Origin of the sequence: Prauserella endophytica, assembly GCF_005146945.1 — a bacterium.
Lineage (GTDB): Bacteria > Actinomycetota > Actinomycetes > Mycobacteriales > Pseudonocardiaceae > Prauserella_A > Prauserella_A endophytica.
Genome location: NZ_SWMS01000001.1, coordinates 695,564 through 715,391 on the forward strand (window position 1 = coordinate 695,564; position 19,828 = coordinate 715,391).

Below are 19,828 nucleotides of genomic sequence, written 5' to 3' on the forward strand. Positions count from 1 at the left end.
GCATGGCAACTATCGCTGTACTGGGTGCCGGCAAGATCGGTGAGGCGCTGCTCTCTGGCTTGCTGCACGCGGGCCGCAAGCCGGAGGACCTGCTGTTCACCGAGCGGCATCCGGAACGCTCCGCCGAGCTGACCGAGCGCTACGGCATCGCCGGGGTCGAGGTGTCCGAGGCGGCCAAGCGCGCGGACGTGCTGATCGTCGCCGTGAAGCCGCAGGACATCGAGCCCGTGCTGGACGACCTGGCCCCGCTGGTGGGCCCCGGCTCGCTGGTGGTCTCGCTGTGCGCAGGCCTGCCGACGGCGCTGTACGAGCGCAGGCTCCCCGAGGGCACGCCGGTCGTCCGCGTCATGCCGAACACCCCGATGCTCGTCAACGAGGCGATGAGCGCCGTCTCCCCGGGCCGGCACGCCACCCCCGAGCACATCCGCGTGGTCGAGGACCTGCTCTCCAGCGTCGGCAAGGTGCTGGAGGTGCCGGAGTCGCAGCAGGACGCCGTCACCGCGCTGTCCGGCTCGGGTCCGGCGTACTTCTTCTTCCTGGTCGAGGCCATGATCGACGCCGGGATACTGCTCGGGCTCCCGCGCGCGGTCGCCGAGCAGCTCATCGTCCAGTCGGCGGTCGGCGCCGCCAAGATGCTCGCGGAGAGCGCCGAGCATCCGGTGATCCTGCGCGAGGCGGTCACCTCGCCGGCCGGTACCACGATCAACGCGATCCGGGAGCTGGAGAAGCACGGCGTCCGGGCCGCGTTGCTCGCCGCGATCGAGGCCGCCCGCGACCGTTCGGTTGAACTCGGCAAGGCGCACGAGGAGGACTGACCCGCGTCCGACGTGCGTACATCACGATGTGTGCTCGCGAGCACGGTACGTATTGCCCTCGACAGCCGTCGCAATAGTCCCACGCGTCCCGCTACCCTCGGTGGTAGCACGTGCGTGTCGATACCGTTCGGTGGGGAAGCCGAGCGGCGCGACACGTGTAAAGGACACGGTGAATGACCTATGCCGCCGAACAGGAAAGACGACGTGCCGGGCCCCCGGCAGGTCCAGTTCTTGACGGTCGCCGAGGTGGCGACGCTGATGCGGGTCTCCAAGATGACCGTCTACCGTCTCGTCCACTCGGGTGAGCTGCCGGCCGTACGCGTCGGCAAGTCCTTCCGGGTGCCCGAGAAGGCCGTTCACGACTACCTCGACAACGCCTACTTCGACGTCGGCTGACGGGTTTCTCGCAGGAGCCGTGCGTGGCGGTGCGGGTGGCGGAACCTCAGCCGCCTCCTCGCTGCGTAGCCGGATGACGGCCCACGCAAGCGGCTCCGCCGCTTCCGAACAGGCTCTAGTGGTAGCCGGAGACGAGCGCGAAAGAAGCCCCAGGTAACCTGATAGGCCGTTCGTGTGCTTGCCCCACGCGATTTTCACGACCGAACGTTCCGAACGTTAAGGAGCACCTGTGGGCTCGGTGATCAAGAAGCGCCGCAAGCGTATGTCCAAGAAGAAGCACCGCAAGCTGCTTCGCCGCACGCGGGTCCAGCGTCGCAAGCAGGGCAAGTAAGCGCGCCTGGAAACAACTGCTTCACGCACTCGGGTGAGCCCTGGTGGCCGGTAGGCGTAACCCCGGTTAACAGCATGTAAGAGGCGGTTCCGCGGCTCCTGCCACGGAGTACCATCCGGAATCGCCTCGCCTCTCTAGAAACCGTCGCCTTCCGGCCAGGGGGTCTGATGCCGTCCAACGTCGTCCTCGTCACCGGGGTCGCCGGCGAGCTGGGCGGAAGGCTCCTGGCCAGGTTGGGCAACAACCCGGAGCTGGAACGGGTGATCGGCGTCGACACGTCGGCGCCGCACCCGGACATCCTCCGCCGCATCGGCAACGCGGAGTTCGTCCGAGCCGACATCCGAAACCCGCTCATCGCGAAGATCATCAGCTCCGCGAGGGTCGACACGGTTGTGCACGCCTCGACGACGTGCCACCCCGCGGGCCCCGGCAGGCGGATGGCGATCAAGGAAGTGAACGTCATCGGCACGATGCGGCTGCTCGCCGCGTGTCAGCGTTCCCCGCTCGTGCGCAAGCTCGTCGTCAAGTCCACCGCCGCCGTGTACGGCGCCAGCTCGCGCTCGCCCGCGGTGTTCACCGAGGGCTCCGAGCTCATCCCGGCCTCGTCGAACGGCTACGCCAAGGACGCCGTCGAGATGGAGGGCTACGTACGCGGTCTCTCGCGCCGCCGCCCCGACATCACGGTGACCATGGGCCGCTTCGTCAACATCATCGGGCCGGAGGTCGACACCGTGCTCGCGCGCTACTTCGCGCTGCCGGTGGTCCCCACGGTGCTCGGCTACGACGCTCGCCTCCAGCTGTTGCACTCCACCGACGCGCTGAACGTTCTGGAGTGCGCGACGCTGCAGGACAAGCCCGGCGTCTTCAACGTCGCCGCCGACGGCGTCCTGACGCTCTCGCAGGCGATCCGCCGGGCCGGGAGGGTCGAGCTGCCGATGCCGCGTCAGGTGATGCCCTCGGTCAGCAGGCTGCTGCGGGGCGCCCGCGTGGTCGACTTCTCCTCCGACCAGGTGCGGCTGCTCAACTTCGGCCGGGTCGTCGACAACACGCGACTCAAGAACGAATTCGGGTACACACCCCGGTGGAGCACGCGAGAGGCCTACGACGACTACGTCCTCGGCCGCGGACTGCGGCCGGTGATCGACGGTGACCGTCTCGCGGAGCTGGCCACCACGGTCGACGGTTGGAGGGTGAAGCAGTGACAACCGGCTCTTCGGCGCAGGTCATCCCGCTGCACCGAACCAGAGACGACGAGCCGCGGCCGGCCTCCCCGAGGGAGCACGACGCCCCGGTGGTGGCCTTCCCCGGCGCCACCGCGGCCCCGGAGCAGCCTGGCCAGGGCGACCCGCTGACGCGCTTCCTGACGTTCCTGTGTCACCGGTTCACCGGCGACTACACCGTCGACGAATTCGGCTTCGACCCCGAGCTCACCGACACGCTCGTGCTGCCGCCCGTGCGCGTGCTGTACGAGAAGTGGTTCCGGGTGAGCACCCATGGCGTGCGGAACCTGCCCGCCGAGGGCGGTGCCCTGCTCGTGGCCAACCACTCCGGCGTACTGCCGATCGACTCGGTGATGACCGCGTTCGCCGTGCACGAGCAGCGTGGGCGGCATCTGCGCATGCTGGGCGCCGACCTGGTGTTCAAGACGCCGCTGCTGGGCACGCTCGCCCGCAGGTCCGGGCAGACGCTCGCGTGCGGACCCGACGCGGAGCGGCTGCTGCGCGCGGGTGAGCTGGTCGGCGTGTGGCCGGAGGGCTTCAAGGGCGTCGGCAAGCCGTTCTCGGAGCGGTACAAGCTGCAGCGGTTCGGTCGCGGCGGGTTCGTGTCGGCGGCGCTGCGCACGGGTGTGCCGATCATCCCGGTGTCCATCGTGGGTGCCGAGGAGATCTACCCGAAGCTCGCCGACCTGAAGCCGCTGGCCCGCCTGCTCGGGCTGCCCTACTTCCCGGTGACGCCGTTCTTCCCGCTGCTCGGTCCGCTGGGCGCGATCCCGCTGCCGACGAAGTGGCACATCGAGTTCGGCGAGCCGATCGCCACTGACGGCTTGGCGGCCGAGGCGGACGAAGACCCGCTGCTGATCTTCAACCTCAACGACCAGGTCCGTGAGGCCATCCAGCAGATGCTGTACCGCCGCCTCTCCCAACGCCGCGGCATCTTCCGCGACTGAGCCTTCCTCTACCGCCCCCCCAAGGCCACCTTTGCTGCGTTCAACGCAACAAAGGTGGCCTTGGGGGCCGTCGGCACTGCTCCGGTCAGGCGACGCGGCGGCGGTAGGCGATTCCCGCGGCGACGGCTCCGGCGACCGCGCCGGCTCCGAGCACCGACGGCACTCCGATCTTCGCGGCCTTGCGACCAGTGCGGAAGTCGCGGATCTCCCAGCCCCGGCCGCGCGCGACCTCGCGCAGCCCGGAGTCCGGGTTGACCGCCACGGCGGTGCCGACGACCGAGAGCATCGGCACGTCGTTCTGCGAGTCCGAGTACGCCGTGCAGCGGCGCAGGTTCAACCCCTCGCGGGCGGCCAGCGCGCGCACGGCGTGTGCCTTCGCCCTGCCGTGCAGCAGGTCCCCCACGAGCCGCCCGGTGTACACGCCGTCGACGCTCTCCGCGACGGTGCCCAGCGCGCCGGTGAGCCCGAGCCGCCGCGCGATGATCGCGGCCAGCTCGACGGGCGTCGCCGTCACGAGCCACACGCGCTGGCCCGCGTCGAGGTGCATCTGGGCGAGTGCACGCGTGCCGGACCAGATCTTGTCGGACATCAGCTCGTCGTAGATCTCCTCGCCCACGGCCACCATCTCGTCGACGGTTCGTCCCGCCACAAAGGACAGTGCCTGCTCGCGGCTGGACTGCATGCCCTGCTTGTCCTCGCGCCCTCCGATGCGGAACTTCACCTGCTGCCAGGCGAATCCGGCGAGGTCGGAGGTGGTGAAGTACTTGCGCGCGGCGAGTCCTCGCGCGAAGTGGAAGATCGACGCGCCCATCATCATCGTGTTGTCGACGTCGAAGAACGCCGCCGCGGTGAGGTCGGGCGGAGCCGGTGGGGGAGCGAGTTCACCGCCCTCGGGCGCCGGGACCTCGAGGGTCGCCAACTGCGCGGCTTCCATGGCCACGGCAGCGTCAGCCGAGGCTTCGCCTGCCAGTGCGGCGAGCCGCTCGCGTTCGTGCCCCTTACCGCGGGCCCGCCACAGTGCCACGCACACCGCCTCCACGTTCGAGTTGCACTCCGGTGCTGTGCACAGAGTAGCGAGGATACAACTGACGGCGGAGCGCTATCCGATGCTCACCCCCGGCAGTCCCGGCAGTAGCGGCGGAATGGACACGACCGGGGCCGGCGGGACGGTCGAGTCGGGCAGCCGTGGCCCCGTCGGCGCGGGGATGGGCGCGGGGACGGCGGTCTCGCTCGGCGTGGGCGCGGGCGTCGTCGGCGGCGGCGTCGGGGACGGCGTGACCACGGGCTCGGTCGTGGAGGTTCCGGCGCTCCTCAGCGGTTGCATCGCGGGTGACTCGGGTGGCTCGTAGGCGGGCGCGGGGACGGTGCCCGGTCGCCGGTACTCCCCGGCGCGCAGACTCTCCGGCAGGCCACACGTCCCCGTGGCGGGCAGCGCGCCCAGCTCGTCGAAGCTGCCCGAGGTGATCTCGTAGCAGCCCATCCGGTCGCTCAGTGCTGTGACGCGCTGGCGGACCCTGGTCAGCAGCTCCGCCGGTTCGGCGGCATCGGTGATATCCGCAGGGAGCACGGCGTGCAGCGCCGCGAGCCTGCTCGACTGCCGCGCCGCCCAGCCGCCCAGCGGCGCGAGCTGCCGTCCGTCCGAGCTGGTCGCCAGCGCGGTGAGCTGGACGACCCCGGCCCGTGTGTCACCGGTGAAGTCGGCCATGCCGATCGCGTACGCCCGTTCGTCGAACCGTCCTCGCTCGACGAGCACGGTCAGCTCGTCGATGCGGCGCTCGGCGTACTCGAGATGTTTGAGCCCCCTGGCCTCGTCGTCGAAGGTCAGCTCCAGCACGGCCGTCTCGCGCAGGCGCTTGAGGTCGTAGAGCGTCTCGCCGGGCAGGGCGTCGTCGGAGAGCAGCAGGGCGAGCCCGGACACGGCGAAGAGCAGCGCCATCAGTGCCGCGACGACGGGCACCGTGCGCGGCCGGCGCCTTGGCCGCCGCCCGGACGCCTCGATCCGGCCCGCGATGCGTGTGCGGGCCTCGTCGTCCAGTGCGGTGTCGGCGCCGAGTCTGCGCAGGGCCGCCACCACGGCCAGCTCGTCGCTGAACTCGTGCCCGTGCCCGTGCTCGACCGCGCGAGCGAAGCGCTCGTGTTCCCCGCGCCCCTGGCGCGGCCACGGAGGCCTCCACATGTCGCGCGCCTCCCGGCCTGCTCCGCCGAATCCTTCGCACTGGCAACGATCGGCGGGGTGCGGGGTTACGCGGAATCAGCGCAGGCCGGTGGGCAGGAGTTTCGCGAGCCTGCGGACGGCGCGGTGCTGCAGCGCCTTCACGGCGCCTTCGTTGCGCTGCATGATCTGCGCGGTCTCGGACACCGAGAAGCCCTGGATGAACCGCAGGATGATGCATTCCCGCTGGTCGTCGCCGAGTCCGGCGATGCAGCGCAGCAGTTCGTCGTTGGTGGTCTTGCTGATCACCTGCTGCTCGGGGCCCGGCGAGTGCTGCGCGGAGGAGCCGAAGGGCTGCGTGCCGGATTCGGTCACCTCGTCGGTGACGATCTCCAGGCGGAACCGGCTCGACTTCACGTGGTCGAGCACCAGGTTGCGGGCGATCGTCGTGAACCACGCGCCGACGTCTCGGCCCTGGTACGAGATCGACGTGATCCGGCGCAGTGCGCGCAGGAACGTCTCGCTGGTGACGTCCTCCGCGAGGTGACGGTCGCCGACCCGCAGCAGGACGTAGCGGTACACCCAGTCGACGTAGCGGTCGTAGAGCTTGCCGAAGGCAGCGGTGTCGCCGCTCTGCGCCGCGCGCACCAGGTCCCAGTTCTCGTCGACGCTCGCGTCGACGGGGGCGGCGCTCTCCACCGCACGGAGCCTCGCAGGCCCGGGACCTGCCGCAACAGCGATCGGCATGCTCATCGTGTTGCACCTCCTCCGGGCCCGTTCCCGGACTCCGCGTGATCATCGCCACTACGTCGCCTGACGGAGCATACGCGTTGTTACCGCGAAGTAGGTAGTGGTGTCTCCATTGCGAAAAGGAGACGAGGTCAAAACCACCTTGTGACGTCGCTCTCGGCTGGCACACTGGCCGGTGATCGAAAGGGGCTGGTTGTGGCTGCTGGGGCAGGCAGTGTCGCCGAAGTCGCCAACGTCGCGGACCTCGTCGCCGCGAACTCGCGCGAGCGGCCGGGAGCGACCGCGCTCGTCGACACCGTGGCCGAGACCACACTGACCTGGGCGGAACTCGACGCCGCCGTGGACACGCAGGCACGCCGCCTGCTCGAGGCCGGGCTGAGCCCCGGCGACCGCGTCGCGCTACGCCTGCCGACCTCCTCGGAGTTCGCGGTGTCCTTCTTCGCGGTGGCCAGGGCAGGCGGCATCGCCGTGCCCCTGTCGCCGCAGGCGCCGGAGGGCGAGTGGCGGCCCGTGCTCGCCGACAGCGGGACCCGGTTGCTCGTCGGCGCCGCCCCCGGGGAGCACGCCGACGTGCGGGTGCTGGAACCGGCGATCGACCCCTCGGCCGGCGAGCCGGTAGCGCCCACCAGGGCGGGCGAGGACGTCGCCGCGCTGTTCTACACCTCGGGCACCACCGGACCGCCGCGAGGCGTGATGCTGACGCATCGCGCGCTGCTCGCCAACGTCGCCCAGCTCGGACGGCTGCAACCGCCCCTGGCCGACCATGGCGACCGCCTGTTCGTGGCCATCCCGCTGCACCACATCTACGGGCTCGGGCCGGGCCTGCTCAACGCCGTCGCCGCCGGGGCGACCACCGTGCTCGCGCAGCGGTTCGACGCGCAGAAGGCGCTCGCCGCGTGCGCCGCCCACCGCGTGACCGTGATCGTCGGTGTGCCCGCGATGTACACCGAGCTCGCCGCGCTGCCGGCCGACGAGGTCGGCGAGTCGCTCTCGACCGTCCGACTGCTCGTGTCGGGTGCCGCGCCGCTGCACCCGAAGGTGCTCGCCGCCATCCGGGGCGCGACGGGGCTGGCCGTGTTCGAGGGCTACGGGCTCACCGAGGCCGCGCCCGTGGTGACGTCCACGCTGGTCACCGGCTACGCCAAACCGGGATCGGTCGGCCGCCCGCTGCCCGGCGTCGAGCTGCGGCTCGTGGACAGCGACGGCACCCCGGGCCCGGTGCCGCTCGACCCCGAGGACCCGGCCGACGCGTTCGCCGACGACACCGGCGGCACCGGACTGGTCGCGGTGCGCGGGCGGAACCTGTTCAGCGGGTACTGGCCCGACGGCGCGCACGGGCCGGACGACGAGGGCTGGTTCCGCACCGGCGACGTCGGCTACATCGACGTGGACGGCGACCTGCACCTGGTCGACCGCGCCAACGACCTGATCATCGTCAACGGCTTCAACGTGTTCCCGCACGAGGTGGAGGACGTGATCGGCGCCCTGCCAGAGGTCGCCGAGGTCGCGGTGGTCGGGGTGCTGGACGAGCGCAGCGGCGAGGCGGTGAAGGCCGTGGTCGTGCCGAAGCCGGGTGCGGCGCTGTCGGAGCAGCAGGTGGTGGACGCGTGCACGGCCACGCTCGCGGCGTACAAGGTGCCGCGCACGGTCGAGTTCGCGGAGACGTTGCCTCATTCGTCGGTCGGCAAGCTGCGCCGGTTCCGGTTGCGGGGATGATGGAGCCATGCATCGGGTGACCGTGATGACGAGGGTCGGCTGCCACGCGTGCGAGCACGCGGAGGAGGACGTGGCGCGGATCTGCGGCGAGCTCGGTGTCGAGTGGACCACGGCCGACGTCGACACCGACCCGGAGTGGCGGGCCGAGTACGGCGACCGCGTACCGGTGATCCTCGTGGACGGCGAGGAGCACGGGTACTGGAAGGTCGAGGAGGACCGGTTGCGGGCGGCGCTGCGCTCGCCAGGGTCGTAAGCCACTCGTAAGCGCCGGAAGGCAGTCCGGAAGCCGTTCGGCGCCGAACATGGGGACATGAGCGAAATCGCCGTCTCCGGACGCACCGACGGTCGCCTGCGGGCGTCGCACGCCGTGCTCTGCGGCCTGCTCGGCCTCGCCGCGGCATTGGCCGCGGGGCATCTCGTGGCGGCGTTCGTCGGCCGCAACGCCTCGCCGTACCTCGCGGTCGGCAACTCGGCGATCGACCTCACGCCCACCTGGCTGAAGGACTGGGCGGTGCGCACCTTCGGCACCGCCGACAAGCTCGTGCTGCTCAGCGGCATGGCCGTGGTGCTCGTGGCGGTGGCCGCGGGCGCGGGGCTGCTGTCGCGGCGGAGCCCGCTGGCCGGGACGGTGGTCATCGGGGTGTTCGGCGTGCTCGGCGGCATCGCGGTGTTCGCCCGGCCCGACCTCGGCCAGCTGGCGCTGGCCGCCCCCGCGGCGAGCCTCCTCGCGGGCCTGTGGACGTTCCGCTGGCTGCACGCGCGGGCGGCCGAGGACGAGGAGATCGGCTCGCCCGACCGGCGGCGGTTCCTGCTCGGCGCCGGTGCGGTCGCGGCCGGAGCCGGTTTGGTCGGCCTCGGCGGTCAGCTGCTCGGCTCCAGCCGCAGCGCGGACAGCTCGCGCGCGGCGGTCGGCGAGCTCGAACCGGCTCGGCGCGTGCCGCCCGTGCCCGCCGACGCCGACTTCACCAAGCTCGGCACGCCGTCGTTCCTCACGCCGAACGAGAGCTTCTACCGCATCGACACCGCGCTGATCGTGCCGCAGGTCCGCGCCGAGGACTGGAGCCTGCGCGTCCATGGCCTGGTGGAGCGCGAGCTGACGTTCACCTACGGCGACATCCGCGGCCGCCGCCTCGTCGAGCGCACGATCACGATGTGTTGTGTGTCCAATGAGGTCGGTGGGCCGCTGATCTCCACCGCGAACTTCATCGGCGTCGACCTCGCGGAGCTGTTGCGTGAGGCCGGTGTCCAGCGCGGCGCGCAGCAGCTGTACTCCACGAGCACCGACGGCTGGACGTGCGGTACGCCACTGGACGTTGTCCTCGAACCAGGAAGGGGCGCGTTGCTCGCGATCGGCATGAACGGCGAACCGCTGCCGGTGGAGCACGGTTTCCCCGCTCGCATGGTGGTTCCCGGGCTCTACGGGTACGTGTCGGGCACCAAGTGGGTCACCGACCTCGAGGTGACCACGTGGGAGGCGCGGCGGGCCTACTGGCTGGAGCGCGGCTGGGCCCGGGAGGCTCCCGTGAAGACGCAGTCGCGCATCGACTCGCCCAAGGGCTTCTCGACGTTGCCGCCCGGCCGCGTCGTGGTCGCCGGGATCGCGTGGGCACAGCACACGGGCATCGAGAAGGTCGAGGTGCGGCTGGACCGTGGGCCGTGGCGGGAGGCCGAACTGTCCACAGTGGTCACCGACGACGCGTGGCGGATGTGGCAGGTCGCGCTCGACGTCACCGAGCCGGGCAGCCACCAGCTCGCCTGCCGTGCCACCGACAAGTCCGGGTACACGCAGACCGAGCGACGCGCTCCCGTGCTGCCCGACGGCGCGACCGGTTGGCACACGGTCACCTTCACCACGCGTTAGCACCAAACCCTCCGCTGGGCGGCTCCGGGATGTGACCTGCCCCACCCGCAGTGAAGGCCACCCTCACTGCGTTGAACGCAGTGAGGGTGGCCTTCACTGCGTTCGCCCGAAAATGGTGACAGCGCGTCAGAAAAGGGCTTCGCGCGGCGATTTCAGGGGGTTAACCAGCCGCTTTGTGCCTGCGTTCACAAATGAACTACCGTATTGCCACCAAGCGCTGCGCCGGGTATCGAACACCGTCGCGCGCGCTCGGTCAAGGGTTGATCTCTCGAACTCGGCGACAGGAGAGCCAGCGTGGTGGCACAGCGGGGCCGGCGCAACGGAGCCGCCGCGCACAAGCGCACCCGAGGTGGAGCGACTCCCGACGCCGACAACGCCCCCACCGCCGAGATCCCCGCCGTCGCGGAGAACGGCGCCGACCCCGAGGTCCGCGCCAAGTCGATTCCCGAGGCCGCCGTCGCCCGCCTCGCCGTCTACCTGCGGATCCTCTCCGCGATGGCCGAGCAGGGCGCCACCACCGTCTCCAGCGAGGAGCTCTCCACCGCCGCCGGGGTCAACTCCGCCAAGCTCCGCAAGGACCTCTCCTACCTCGGCTCCTACGGCACACGTGGCGTTGGTTACGAGGTCGCCGTCCTCGTCGGCCAGATCGAGCGCGTGCTGGGTCTCACACGCCAGCACAAGGTCGCCGTCGTGGGAATCGGTAACCTCGGACATGCGTTGGCCAACTACGGTGGCTTCCCCGGAAGGGGTTTCCCGGTCGAGGCGCTCTTCGACATCGACCCGGACCTGATCGGGGTGCCGGTGGGCGGCATTCCGGTGACACACCTCGACGACATCCCGCAGGTGTGCGCCGATCGCCAGATCTCCATCGGGGTCATCGCGACGCCGCCAGCCGCAGCTCAGACGGTGTGCGACCGGCTCGTCGCCGGCGGGGTGCAGTGCATCCTGAACTTCGCTCCGGTGGTGCTGCAAGTGCCGGAACATGTCGAGGTGCGAAAGGTCGACCTGGCTGTGGAACTGCAGATCCTGTCCTTCCACGTCGCTCGGAGGGCGGACAACGAGCCGAACGGCAAGGTGGCCGACTCGGCCGTCAACAGCGCAGCCGGCAACGGGGCGGTGGTGTCGTCGTGAGCATCCTGGCGATCGGGCTGTCCCACCGGACCGCCGACCTCACCACGCTCGAGCGCGCCGCCGTGCCCGCCGCCGAGCTGGGCAAGGTGCTGCACGAACTCCAGCAGACCGACCACGTGTCCGAGGTCATGCTGCTGTCGACCTGCAACCGCATCGAGGTCTACGCCGTCGTCGAGACGTTCCACGGCGGCCTCGCCGACATCTCCGAGGTTCTCGCCCGCCAGGCCGGCATGGAGGCGCAGGAGCTCTACGACAACTTCTACGTGCACTACGCGGGGGCCGCGGTGGAGCACGTGTTCTCCGTCGCATCCGGGCTCGACTCGATGGTCGTCGGTGAGACCCAGATCCTCGGCCAGGTCCGCTCCGCCTACGCCACGGCCCGCGAGGCGGGCACGGTCGGCCGCGTACTGCACGAGCTGGTGCAGACGACGCTGCGCGTCGGCAAGCGCGTGCACACCGAGACGGGCCTCGACGCGCTCGGCGCTTCGGTGGTCTCCGAGGCGCTCGCCGCCGCCGGTGAGCTGGCCGGGCGGCGCGCGCTGATCGTCGGAGCCGGTTCCATGGGCGCGCTCGCGGCCTCGCAGCTGCGCAAGGCTGGCATCGGCGACATCGCCGTGGCCAACCGCACACTCGCCAACGCCGAGCGCCTCGCCGCGTCGGTCGCCGAGCACGGCGTGCCCGCACGCGCCGTGCCGATGGCCGGGCTCGCCGACGCGCTCGCGCAGGCCGACGTCGTGGTGGCGTGCACCGGAGCCAAGGGTGCCGTGCTCGGTGTCGAGCACGTCGCGCCTCGCGCGGACGCCCCCGTGGTGATCTGCGACCTCGGCCTGCCGCGGGACGTCGAGCCCGCCGTCGCCGACGTGGCCGGTATCAGCGTCGTCGACCTCGAGACCGTCCGCCGCCGGATGAGTGAGTCCGGCGGGGGCACCACCGAGCGGCAGACCGCGAAGGCAGCCGGCATCGTGCTCGACGAGGTGCGCGCTTACCTGGCCGGTCAGCGCAGCTCCGCCGTCACGCCCACCGTGACCGCGCTGCGCAAGCGCGCCGCCGAGGTGGTGGACGCCGAACTGCTGCGTCTCGACAACCGGCTGCCCGAGCTCGACGCGGCCGTCCGCGACGAGCTGGGCCGCACGGTCCGCCGGGTCGTGGACAAACTCCTGCACGCACCCACGGTGCGCGTGAAGCAACTCGCCGCCGAGACGCAGGACACCGACTACGCCAACGCGCTGCGCGAGCTGTTCGAGCTCGACCCGCAGGCGCCGAGCATCGTGTCCAGCCCCTCGGCAGGCTCCAAGCACGATCAGATCGACGGTGACAAGCGTGGCTGACAGTCCCTCCCGCCGCCCGACCGCCTCCCCTGGCGGAGCCGCTGCGCGGCGCAGTGTTATCCGGATCGGCACCCGCGGCAGCAAGCTTGCCGTGGCGCAGACCGGAACCATCGCGAAGAAGCTCGAGGACGCGGGCCAGCGCGTCGAGATCGTCACGGTGTCGACGCCGGGCGACCGGTCGAGCGCCCCGATCGCCGAGATCGGCGTGGGTGTGTTCACCTCCGCGTTGCGGGAGGCGCTGCTGGCCAAGCAGGTCGACGTGGCCGTTCACTCGTACAAGGACCTGCCGACCGCACCCGAGCACGGGATCTCGCTCGCGGCCGTGCCGCCGCGCGAGGACCCGAGGGACGCGCTGATCGCCCGCGACGGCCTCACCCTCGGGGAGCTGCCGCCCGGCTCGGTCATCGGCACCGGCTCGCCGCGCCGTACCGCACAGCTGCGTGCGCTCGGACTCGGCCTGGAGGTCGTGCCGATCCGCGGCAACATCGACACCCGGATCGGCAAGGTGACCTCCGGCGAGCTGGACGCCGTGGTGCTCGCGCGCGCCGGCCTTTCCAGGGTGGGCAGGCTCGACGTGATCACCGAGACGCTCGACCCGATCCAGCTGCTGCCCGCCCCCGCGCAGGGTGCGCTGGCTGTCGAGACCCGCGTCGACGACGTGGACACCGAACACCTGCTTCAGTCCATTGTGGATGACGAAGCGACACGGGCGGCCGTTGCCGCTGAGCGGGCTATGCTGGCCGCGCTCGAGGCCGGTTGCAGCGCGCCCGTCGGCGCACTGGCCGATGTCGTGGAGGACCTGGACGGTGATGGGGCTGTGATCGAACGCCTCTCCCTGCGTGGGATCGCCGCCACCGGGGTCGAAGGTGACTCCATCCAGATCCTCCGTGCCTCGGCCATCGCCGAGAAACACGAAGCGGACAAGCTCGGCCGCGACCTGGCCGCCGAGCTGCTCGACCTCGGTGCCGGGGCCCTGTCCCGCTGAGGTCCCGCTGAGTTCAACAGCACGCACGAAGAACGATTCGGCCGCTGCCGTGGTTGACGGCCGACCAGAGGAGAGACGAAGTAGATGACCCGCGCACGCAAGACCACGGGGCGCGTCGCCTTCGTGGGCTCGGGCCCCGGCGACGCCGGACTGCTGACCGTCCGTGCCCAGGAGCTGCTCGCGAAGGCCGAGCTCGTGGTGACGGACCCGGATGTGCCGGCAGGCGTGCTCGCCTTCGCGGGCCCGGAGGCGGAGGTCCGCCCCGCCGTCGGCGAGCCGGGTGACGTCGCCAAGGACCTGACCACCGAGGCGAAGGCGGGCCGCCTCGTGCTGCGCCTCGTCGCCGGTGACCCGCTGACCCAGCCCGCCGTGGTGTCCGAGGTGCAGGCGGTTTCACGCACGAGCGCCGTGTTCGACGTGGTGCCGGGTGTCTCGCCCGGTGCCGCCGTGCCCGCCTACGCGGGCGTGGCGCTGGGTGGCGCCCACACCGAGGTCGACGTCCGGGGCGACGTCGACTGGGCCGGGCTCGCCGGCACGCCGGGCACGATCGTGCTGCACGCGACGTCGAGCCACCTCGCCGAGGCGGCCTCCGCGCTGGTCGAGCACGGTCTCGCGCCGCAGACCCCGGTGGCCGTGACCTCCAACGGCACCATCAACACCCAGCGCACCGTGGACTCGACGCTCGCGTCGCTGGCCGCGGACGCGGGTGAGCTCGTCGGCCCGCTCGTGGTGAGCATCGGCTCCGTCGTCGGCAACCGCTCGAAGCTGTCGTGGTGGGAGTCGCGCGCACTGTACGGCTGGAAGGTGCTCGTGCCGCGCACCAAGGAGCAGGCGGGCGACATGGCCGACCGGCTCCGCAGCCACGGCGCGACGTCGCACGAGGTGCCGACGATCTCGGTGGAGCCGCCGCGCAGCCCCGCGCAGATGGAGCGCGCGGTGAAGGGCCTCGTCGACGGCCGTTACCAGTGGATCGTGTTCACCTCCACCAACGCGGTGCGCGCGGTGTGGGAGAAGTTCGCCGAGTTCGGGCTCGACGCCCGCGCGTTCTCCGGCGTGAAGATCGCCTGCGTCGGGGAGTCGACCGCGGAGAAGGTGCGCTCGTTCGGGATCATCCCCGAGCTGGTGCCCAGCGGTGAGCAGTCGAGCGAGGGCCTGCTCGCGGAGTTCCCGCCGTACGACGACGTGCTCGACCCGGTGGACCGCGTGCTGCTGCCGCGTGCCGACATCGCCACCGAGACCCTGTCGGCCGGGCTGCGCGACCGCGGCTGGGAGATCGACGACGTGACGGCGTACCGCACCGTGCGTGCCGCTCCGCCGCCCGCCGAGACCCGCGAGATGATCAAGACCGGCGGTTTCGACGCGGTGTGCTTCACCTCGTCGTCCACGGTCCGCAACCTCGTCGGCATCGCGGGCAAGCCGCACGCGCGCACGCTCGTGGCGTGCATCGGCCCGAAGACGGCCGAGACGGCGACGGAGTTCGGCCTGCGCGTGGACGTGCAGCCGGAGAAGCCAAACGTCATCGAGCTGGTGGACGCGCTCGCCGAGCACGCGGCCAAGCTGCGTGCCGAGGGCGCTCTCCCGCCGCCCCGCAAGGCCAAGCGCGCCCGCCGCTCCTGAGCGGCCCAACTGCAGTGAAGGCCACCATGCCTGCGTTGAACGCAGTGATGGTGGCCTTCACTGCATCCGGGGTGGGCCTCAGGTGCCGCACCAGGCGACGGCCACCCGCTCCAGGATCGCCACCGATTCGACGAGCTTCCTGATCGACACCCATTCGTCGGTCACGTGGGCCTGCTCGGCCTCGCCGGGGCCGCAGATCACCGTCGGCACCAGCCCGAACGCCGGCGTCAGCACCGAGGCGTCCGTGAAGTAGGTCGCCGCGCGCGGCGTCCCGTCGCCGTGGCCGGTGATCTCCCGCGCGATCTCGGCGACCGACGCCGCCCACGCGTCACCCGGCTCCGTCCACACCGGCGGCAGGTCCACGAGCGGGGCCAGGCGCACCTCGTCACCCGCCCGCTCGGCGAGACTCGCCAGCACGTCGCCGTGGTCCTGGCCGGCCACGGTGCGCACGTCCACGGTCGCCTCCGCGCTGTCGGGCACCGAGTTGGTGTTGAGCCCGCCGTGGAACGTCCCCACGTTCAGCGTCGGCCCGCCCATCACCGGATGCGGCCGCGCGTCGAAGGCGTAGGACTCCAGCCGCGTCACGGCCCGCGCGAGCTTGTAGACCGCGTTGTCGCCGAGGTGCGGCATCGAGCCGTGCGCCGTCACCCCGGCCGTCCTCGCCGACAGCCACAGCGCGCCCTTGTGGCCGTGGAAGACGGCGTTGCCGGTCGGCTCGGTGATCACGAGCGGTCCGCTTGGCCGTCCCGCCAGCCGCTCCGCGGCCAGCCGGGCACCGGCCGAACCGGTCTCCTCGGCGGCCGTCAGCACCAGCCGCAGGCCCGCCCGGCTCGGCCGGAGAGCGGCGATCTTCGTCGCGGCTGCGACGATCGCGGCCACCCCTCCCTTCATGTCGCTCGTGCCCCTGCCGTGCAGACGGTCGCCGTCGGGCTCGGCGTGGAACGGGTCGTGTTGCCACGACGCCGCGCCGAGCTGCACCGTGTCGACGTGGCCGGACAGGCACAGCGGCGGCTGGTCGAGCCCGGTGTGCCACTCCGCGATGAGCGTGCCCCGGCCCGGCTCGTGCTCGGCGACGTCCACGGTGAAGCCCGCCTTCTCCAGCAGCGGAGCCACCACGGCCAGCGCGGTGCTCTCGGCGTGGCCGATCGTGTCGACCGCCACGAGTTCCCTGGTGAGGTTCAGTACGTCGGCGCTCATCGGGCCAGACTAGGGCCGATCGCCGCCTTGCGGGGCCGTTGCGGGGCCGGTTGGCTCAGCGACCATGACGCCGATCATCCTCGACTGCGACCCAGGGCACGACGACGCGATCGCGATCATGCTGGCCGCGGGTGACCCGGCGCTGGAGCTGCTCGCGATCACGACGGTCGGCGGCAACCAGACGCTGGAGAAGACCACGCTGAACGCGCTGCGCGTGTGCACGATCGCCGGGATCACCGACGTGCCCGTCGCCGCCGGGTGCCCGCGCCCGCTGACCCGGCCGCTGCGGATCGCCGACGACGTGCACGGCGAGTCCGGGCTGGACGGGCCGACGTTCGGTGACCCCTCGGTGCGGGTGAGCGGCGAGCACGCCGTGGAGCTGATGCACCGGATACTGACCACGCACCCCGAGCCGGTGACGATCGTGCCGACCGGCCCGCTCACCAACGTCGCGCTGTTGCTCACGCGGTACCCGGAGGACGCGGAGCGCATCCGTGAGGTCGTGTTGATGGGCGGCTCGGCCGAACGCGGCAACGTGACGCCCTACGCAGAGGCGAACGTCTACGTGGACCCGGAGGCGGCGGCGATCGTGTTCGCCGCCGAGGTGCCGGTGACGATGTGTGGGCTGAACGTCACGCACCAGGCGCTGGTGACGCGCGAGGTGGTGGCCCGCTTCGAGGGGCTCGGCGGCGCGCTGGGGCGGACGTGCGTGGAGCTGATGACGTTCTTCGGCTCGACGTACCGGCGGCTGTTCGGCTTCGAGGCGCCGCCGCTGCACGACCCGGTGGCGGTGGCGCGGGCGCTCGACCCTGCGCTGGTGGAGTGCGTGGACGCGCACGTGGCCGTGGAGCTGCACGGCGAGTTCACGCGCGGGGCGACGGTGGTGGACCTACACGGCTACCTGGGCGAACCCCCGAACGCGAAGGTCGCCGTGACCCTCGACGCGGACCCCTTCTGGGACCGCGTCCTCGCCGCCGTCGCCCGCCTCGCCTGACCGCAGTGAAGGCCACCTTCACTGCGTTGAACGCAGGCAGGGTGGCCTTCACTGCAGATCGTGGCGGAGTAGCGTGTGCGGGGTGTTTCCTGAGCATCGGCCTCGCCGGTTGCGGGGTACGGCGGCCATGCGGCGCCTGGTCAGCGAGACCACGCTGCGGCCACGTCAGCTGATCCTGCCCATGTTCGTCGCGGAGGGCGCCGACTCGCCGCGCCCCATCAGCAGCATGCCGGGCGTCGTCCAGCACAGCAGGGACTCCCTGCGCAAGGCCGCCGTCGAGGCGGTGCGCGCCGGGGTCGGCGGGCTGATGCTGTTCGGCGTTCCGAAGGTCCACGACGCCGTCGGCTCCGGTGCCACCGACGAGAACGGCGTGCTCAACGTCGCGCTGCGAGACCTGCGCGCCGAGCTCGGTGACGACACCGTGCTGATGGCCGACACGTGCCTCGACGAGTTCACCGACCACGGCCACTGCGGCGTGCTCGACGAGGCGGGCGCCGTCGACAACGACGCCACGCTCGAGCGCTACGCCGAGATGGCGATCGCGCAGGCGAAGGCGGGCGCCCACGTGCTCGGTCCCAGCGGCATGATGGACGGCCAGGTCGGTGTGATCCGCAGGGCGCTCGACGACGCCGGCTACGCCGACACCGGCATCCTCGCCTACTCGGCCAAGTACGCCAGCGCGTTCTACGGCCCCTTCCGTGAGGCTGTCGACTCGCAGCTCAAGGGCGACCGCAAGACCTACCAGCAGGACCCTGGCAACGCCCGCGAGGCGCTGCGCGAGATCGAGCTCGACCTCGCCGAGGGCGCCGACGCGATCATGGTCAAGCCCGCGCTGTCCTATCTGGACGTGATCAAGGCGGCCGCGGAGCTGTCGCCGGTGCCGGTGGCCGCGTACAACATCTCCGGCGAGTACTCGATGATCGAGGCGGCCGCCGCCAACGGCTGGCTCGACCGGCGGCGCACGATCCTCGAGGTGCTGACCTCGATCCGCCGCGCGGGCGCCGACATGGTGCTCACGTACTGGGCGGCCGAGGCCGCGACCTGGCTGGACTAAGGTCTGCAGGCGTGACCGACTCAGACGAAACGGACGACCAGCGGCGCAAGAAGGGCCTGCCGCCCGCGCCCCGCTTCAGCGGCGAGGACCGGGAGCCCGTCAACCCGCCGACGCCGATCAAGGTGTCGTTCGTGCTGTGGCTGCTGTCCGGGCTCGTCCTGATCGCCGGCTTCGGGCTGACGCTCACGGCGAAGCAGGACATCATCGACCGGCTCGTCGAGATGAACAACGACCCGCGCATCTCCGAGGAGCAGCTTGCCTCGGGCGCCACTTCGCTGCTGTGGACGCTGTTCGTCGGCGCGATCGTGTTCGCGGTGCTCTTCGCGCTCTTCGCCTGGAAGGCCCGCGAGGGCACCCGCTCGGCGCGCACGATCCTCACCGTGCTGGCCGCGGTGTCGCTGATCTTCCAGATGGTGCTGTTCTCCAACATCATCACGCTCGCCTCGGCGCTCGTCTCGATCGTCGCCGTGGCGATCATGTACCTGCCGAGCGTGCAGGACTACTTCCCCAAGGTGCCCAAGACACTGTGACGACGGAGCTGTACTCCGAGCGCGGCGCGAGCGGCTGGCCCCTGGTGTGGGGGCCGCTGTTCGCGGTGCTCGGGTTTCTCTCCGAGCTGATCATCGGCGACCGCCCGCACACCCTCATGTGGATCGTCACCGGGCTCGGCCTGCTGTGGCTCACGGCGGTGTGGGTGTACGCGCGGCGCCGGTTCCTGGCCGTCAGGCTCACTTCGACGCACCTGACGCAGGGCCGGGAGCACCTGAGGATCGCCGACATCGCGTCGCTGCCGGACGAGGAGGCCAAGCCGGGCACGCGGGTGCTCGGCGGCGGGCTGAGCGTGCCGCGCAAGTACGCCGAGGTGCCGGTGAGGCTCAAGGACGGCACCAGGGTGCTGGCCTGGGCGAGTGACGAGGAGGCGTTTCGCGACGCCCTGCGCGAGGCCGTGAAAGACTGCACGCCGTGAGCGACGTCGTCTGGCCAGCGGTACCCGGTTACTCCACCGAGCGGCTCCACCAGCCGTGGCGGCTGTTCGTCGCCGCGTGTGAGGTCGTGGTGGCCGCCGTGGCTGTCTGGGTCGCGTTCCTCGCCTGGGACAACTCGCTCACCACCGTCACCGTCCGCCTCGACGACGGCACCGAGCTCGTCTCCCGCGTCTACGCGGGCAACTGGATCGCGCTCGCCATCGGACTCGGCGGGCTGGCCGGGATCCTGGTGGTCGACGCGATCCGGCAGGCACTGCTCGGCGTGCGCACGCGCAGGCGCAGGTACCGCAAGTCACGCGACAACGGGCAGGTCGCCGAAGGCTGACCCGGCTTTGCCAGACTGGCAGG

General features: G+C 71.3%; 21 protein-coding genes. 17 read left to right on the forward strand and 4 right to left on the reverse strand.

The window, feature by feature from the left end; all coding sequences use genetic code 11:
- The first annotated feature begins 2 nt into the window (after positions 1-2).
- The 5 genes from proC (at position 3) to FCN18_RS03540 (ending at position 3,709) form a co-directional block, all read left to right on the forward strand.
- Positions 3-815, forward strand: a complete 813-nt coding sequence (proC, locus tag FCN18_RS03520) for a pyrroline-5-carboxylate reductase (RefSeq protein WP_112266442.1) — start codon at positions 3-5, stop codon at positions 813-815.
- Between the two features lie 180 nt (positions 816-995).
- Positions 996-1,211: a helix-turn-helix domain-containing protein gene (locus FCN18_RS03525; protein WP_110334643.1), complete on the forward strand. Its 216-nt coding sequence runs from the start codon at positions 996-998 to the stop codon at positions 1,209-1,211.
- Positions 1,212-1,440: 229 nt separating this feature from the next.
- Positions 1,441-1,542 (forward strand): 30S ribosomal protein bS22, encoded by a 102-nt coding sequence (locus tag FCN18_RS03530; protein WP_005453035.1) that lies wholly within the window; start codon positions 1,441-1,443, stop codon positions 1,540-1,542.
- A gap of 167 nt (positions 1,543-1,709) precedes the next feature.
- Positions 1,710-2,744, forward strand: a complete 1,035-nt coding sequence (locus FCN18_RS03535) for an NAD-dependent epimerase/dehydratase family protein (protein WP_113641986.1) — start codon at positions 1,710-1,712, stop codon at positions 2,742-2,744.
- Positions 2,741-3,709 (forward strand): lysophospholipid acyltransferase family protein, encoded by a 969-nt coding sequence (locus FCN18_RS03540; protein ID WP_137093206.1) that lies wholly within the window; start codon positions 2,741-2,743, stop codon positions 3,707-3,709. Before FCN18_RS03535 ends, FCN18_RS03540 begins: the two co-directional genes overlap by 4 nt.
- An 85-nt stretch (positions 3,710-3,794) precedes the next feature.
- Here the strand turns inward: FCN18_RS03540 and FCN18_RS03545 are convergent, their stop codons facing one another.
- From FCN18_RS03545 to FCN18_RS03555, 3 genes are all read right to left on the reverse strand, one after another.
- A complete protein-coding gene (locus tag FCN18_RS03545; RefSeq protein WP_137093208.1) occupies positions 3,795-4,748 on the reverse strand; it encodes an HAD family hydrolase in 954 nt (317 codons plus the stop codon).
- 60 nt (positions 4,749-4,808) lie between these two features.
- Entirely contained in the window at positions 4,809-5,885 is a 1,077-nt protein-coding gene (locus FCN18_RS38975; RefSeq protein WP_158303027.1) for a DUF5667 domain-containing protein, read from the reverse strand.
- A gap of 75 nt (positions 5,886-5,960) precedes the next feature.
- Entirely contained in the window at positions 5,961-6,614 is a 654-nt protein-coding gene (locus FCN18_RS03555) for a sigma-70 family RNA polymerase sigma factor (protein WP_112266449.1), read from the reverse strand.
- A gap of 192 nt (positions 6,615-6,806) precedes the next feature.
- Here FCN18_RS03555 and FCN18_RS03560 point away from each other — a divergent pair, with 192 nt between their 5' ends.
- The 7 genes from FCN18_RS03560 (at position 6,807) to FCN18_RS03590 (ending at position 15,249) form a co-directional block, all read left to right on the forward strand.
- Positions 6,807-8,327 carry an AMP-binding protein gene (locus FCN18_RS03560; RefSeq protein WP_137093210.1) on the forward strand — a complete coding sequence of 507 codons (1,521 nt, stop codon included), beginning with the start codon at positions 6,807-6,809 and terminating at the stop codon, positions 8,325-8,327.
- A gap of 7 nt (positions 8,328-8,334) precedes the next feature.
- Positions 8,335-8,580, forward strand: coding sequence for a glutaredoxin family protein (locus FCN18_RS03565; RefSeq protein WP_137093212.1), 246 nt, complete (start codon positions 8,335-8,337; stop codon positions 8,578-8,580).
- Positions 8,581-8,637: 57 nt separating this feature from the next.
- Entirely contained in the window at positions 8,638-10,188 is a 1,551-nt protein-coding gene (locus FCN18_RS03570; protein ID WP_137093214.1) for a molybdopterin-dependent oxidoreductase, read from the forward strand.
- A gap of 294 nt (positions 10,189-10,482) precedes the next feature.
- Complete coding sequence (locus FCN18_RS03575; protein WP_112266453.1) at positions 10,483-11,319, forward strand: redox-sensing transcriptional repressor Rex; 837 nt, start codon at positions 10,483-10,485, stop codon at positions 11,317-11,319.
- Complete coding sequence (locus FCN18_RS03580; protein ID WP_137093216.1) at positions 11,316-12,647, forward strand: glutamyl-tRNA reductase; 1,332 nt, start codon at positions 11,316-11,318, stop codon at positions 12,645-12,647. Before FCN18_RS03575 ends, FCN18_RS03580 begins: the two co-directional genes overlap by 4 nt.
- Positions 12,648-12,705: 58 nt before the next feature.
- Entirely contained in the window at positions 12,706-13,632 is a 927-nt protein-coding gene (gene hemC, locus FCN18_RS03585) for a hydroxymethylbilane synthase (protein WP_112266822.1), read from the forward strand.
- Positions 13,633-13,716: 84 nt separating this feature from the next.
- Positions 13,717-15,249 carry a bifunctional uroporphyrinogen-III C-methyltransferase/uroporphyrinogen-III synthase gene (locus FCN18_RS03590; protein WP_112266457.1) on the forward strand — a complete coding sequence of 511 codons (1,533 nt, stop codon included), beginning with the start codon at positions 13,717-13,719 and terminating at the stop codon, positions 15,247-15,249.
- 78 nt (positions 15,250-15,327) lie between these two features.
- On the opposite strand, the gene FCN18_RS03595 is transcribed toward FCN18_RS03590, so the two are convergent.
- Positions 15,328-16,446, reverse strand: a complete 1,119-nt coding sequence (locus tag FCN18_RS03595; protein WP_137093218.1) for a M20 family metallopeptidase — start codon at positions 16,444-16,446, stop codon at positions 15,328-15,330.
- Between the two features lie 64 nt (positions 16,447-16,510).
- Here FCN18_RS03595 and FCN18_RS03600 point away from each other — a divergent pair, with 64 nt between their 5' ends.
- The 5 genes from FCN18_RS03600 to FCN18_RS03620 all read left to right on the forward strand — a co-directional run bounded on the left by FCN18_RS03600 (position 16,511) and on the right by FCN18_RS03620 (position 19,805).
- On the forward strand, positions 16,511-17,440 hold the full coding sequence (locus FCN18_RS03600) for a nucleoside hydrolase (RefSeq protein WP_137093220.1): 930 nt from the start codon (positions 16,511-16,513) through the stop codon (positions 17,438-17,440).
- Positions 17,441-17,522: 82 nt separating this feature from the next.
- Positions 17,523-18,494 (forward strand): porphobilinogen synthase, encoded by a 972-nt coding sequence (hemB, locus tag FCN18_RS03605; protein WP_112266463.1) that lies wholly within the window; start codon positions 17,523-17,525, stop codon positions 18,492-18,494.
- A gap of 11 nt (positions 18,495-18,505) precedes the next feature.
- Positions 18,506-19,024 (forward strand): hypothetical protein, encoded by a 519-nt coding sequence (locus FCN18_RS03610; protein WP_112266465.1) that lies wholly within the window; start codon positions 18,506-18,508, stop codon positions 19,022-19,024.
- Entirely contained in the window at positions 19,021-19,461 is a 441-nt protein-coding gene (locus FCN18_RS03615) for a hypothetical protein (protein WP_137093222.1), read from the forward strand. The genes FCN18_RS03610 and FCN18_RS03615 overlap by 4 nt, the downstream gene beginning before the upstream one ends.
- Positions 19,458-19,805: a hypothetical protein gene (locus tag FCN18_RS03620; RefSeq protein WP_112266469.1), complete on the forward strand. Its 348-nt coding sequence runs from the start codon at positions 19,458-19,460 to the stop codon at positions 19,803-19,805. The genes FCN18_RS03615 and FCN18_RS03620 overlap by 4 nt, the downstream gene beginning before the upstream one ends.
- The last annotated feature ends 23 nt before the right edge of the window (positions 19,806-19,828 follow it).

Bases quoted from the DNA above. Each gene is read 5' to 3' on its own strand.
- proC (WP_112266442.1), top strand. From the start codon at position 3: ATGGCAACTATCGCTGTACTGGGTGCCGGCAAGATCGGTGAGGCGCTG.
- FCN18_RS03525 (WP_110334643.1), top strand. From the start codon at position 996: ATGCCGCCGAACAGGAAAGACGACGTGCCGGGCCCCCGGCAGGTCCAG.
- FCN18_RS03535 (WP_113641986.1), top strand. From the start codon at position 1,710: ATGCCGTCCAACGTCGTCCTCGTCACCGGGGTCGCCGGCGAGCTGGGC.
- FCN18_RS38975 (WP_158303027.1), bottom strand. From the start codon at position 5,885: ATGTGGAGGCCTCCGTGGCCGCGCCAGGGGCGCGGGGAACACGAGCGC.
- FCN18_RS03555 (WP_112266449.1), bottom strand. From the start codon at position 6,614: ATGAGCATGCCGATCGCTGTTGCGGCAGGTCCCGGGCCTGCGAGGCTC.
- FCN18_RS03565 (WP_137093212.1), top strand. From the start codon at position 8,335: ATGCATCGGGTGACCGTGATGACGAGGGTCGGCTGCCACGCGTGCGAG.
- FCN18_RS03570 (WP_137093214.1), top strand. From the start codon at position 8,638: ATGAGCGAAATCGCCGTCTCCGGACGCACCGACGGTCGCCTGCGGGCG.
- FCN18_RS03590 (WP_112266457.1), top strand. From the start codon at position 13,717: ATGACCCGCGCACGCAAGACCACGGGGCGCGTCGCCTTCGTGGGCTCG.
- FCN18_RS03595 (WP_137093218.1), bottom strand. From the start codon at position 16,446: ATGAGCGCCGACGTACTGAACCTCACCAGGGAACTCGTGGCGGTCGAC.
- FCN18_RS03600 (WP_137093220.1), top strand. From the start codon at position 16,511: ATGACGCCGATCATCCTCGACTGCGACCCAGGGCACGACGACGCGATC.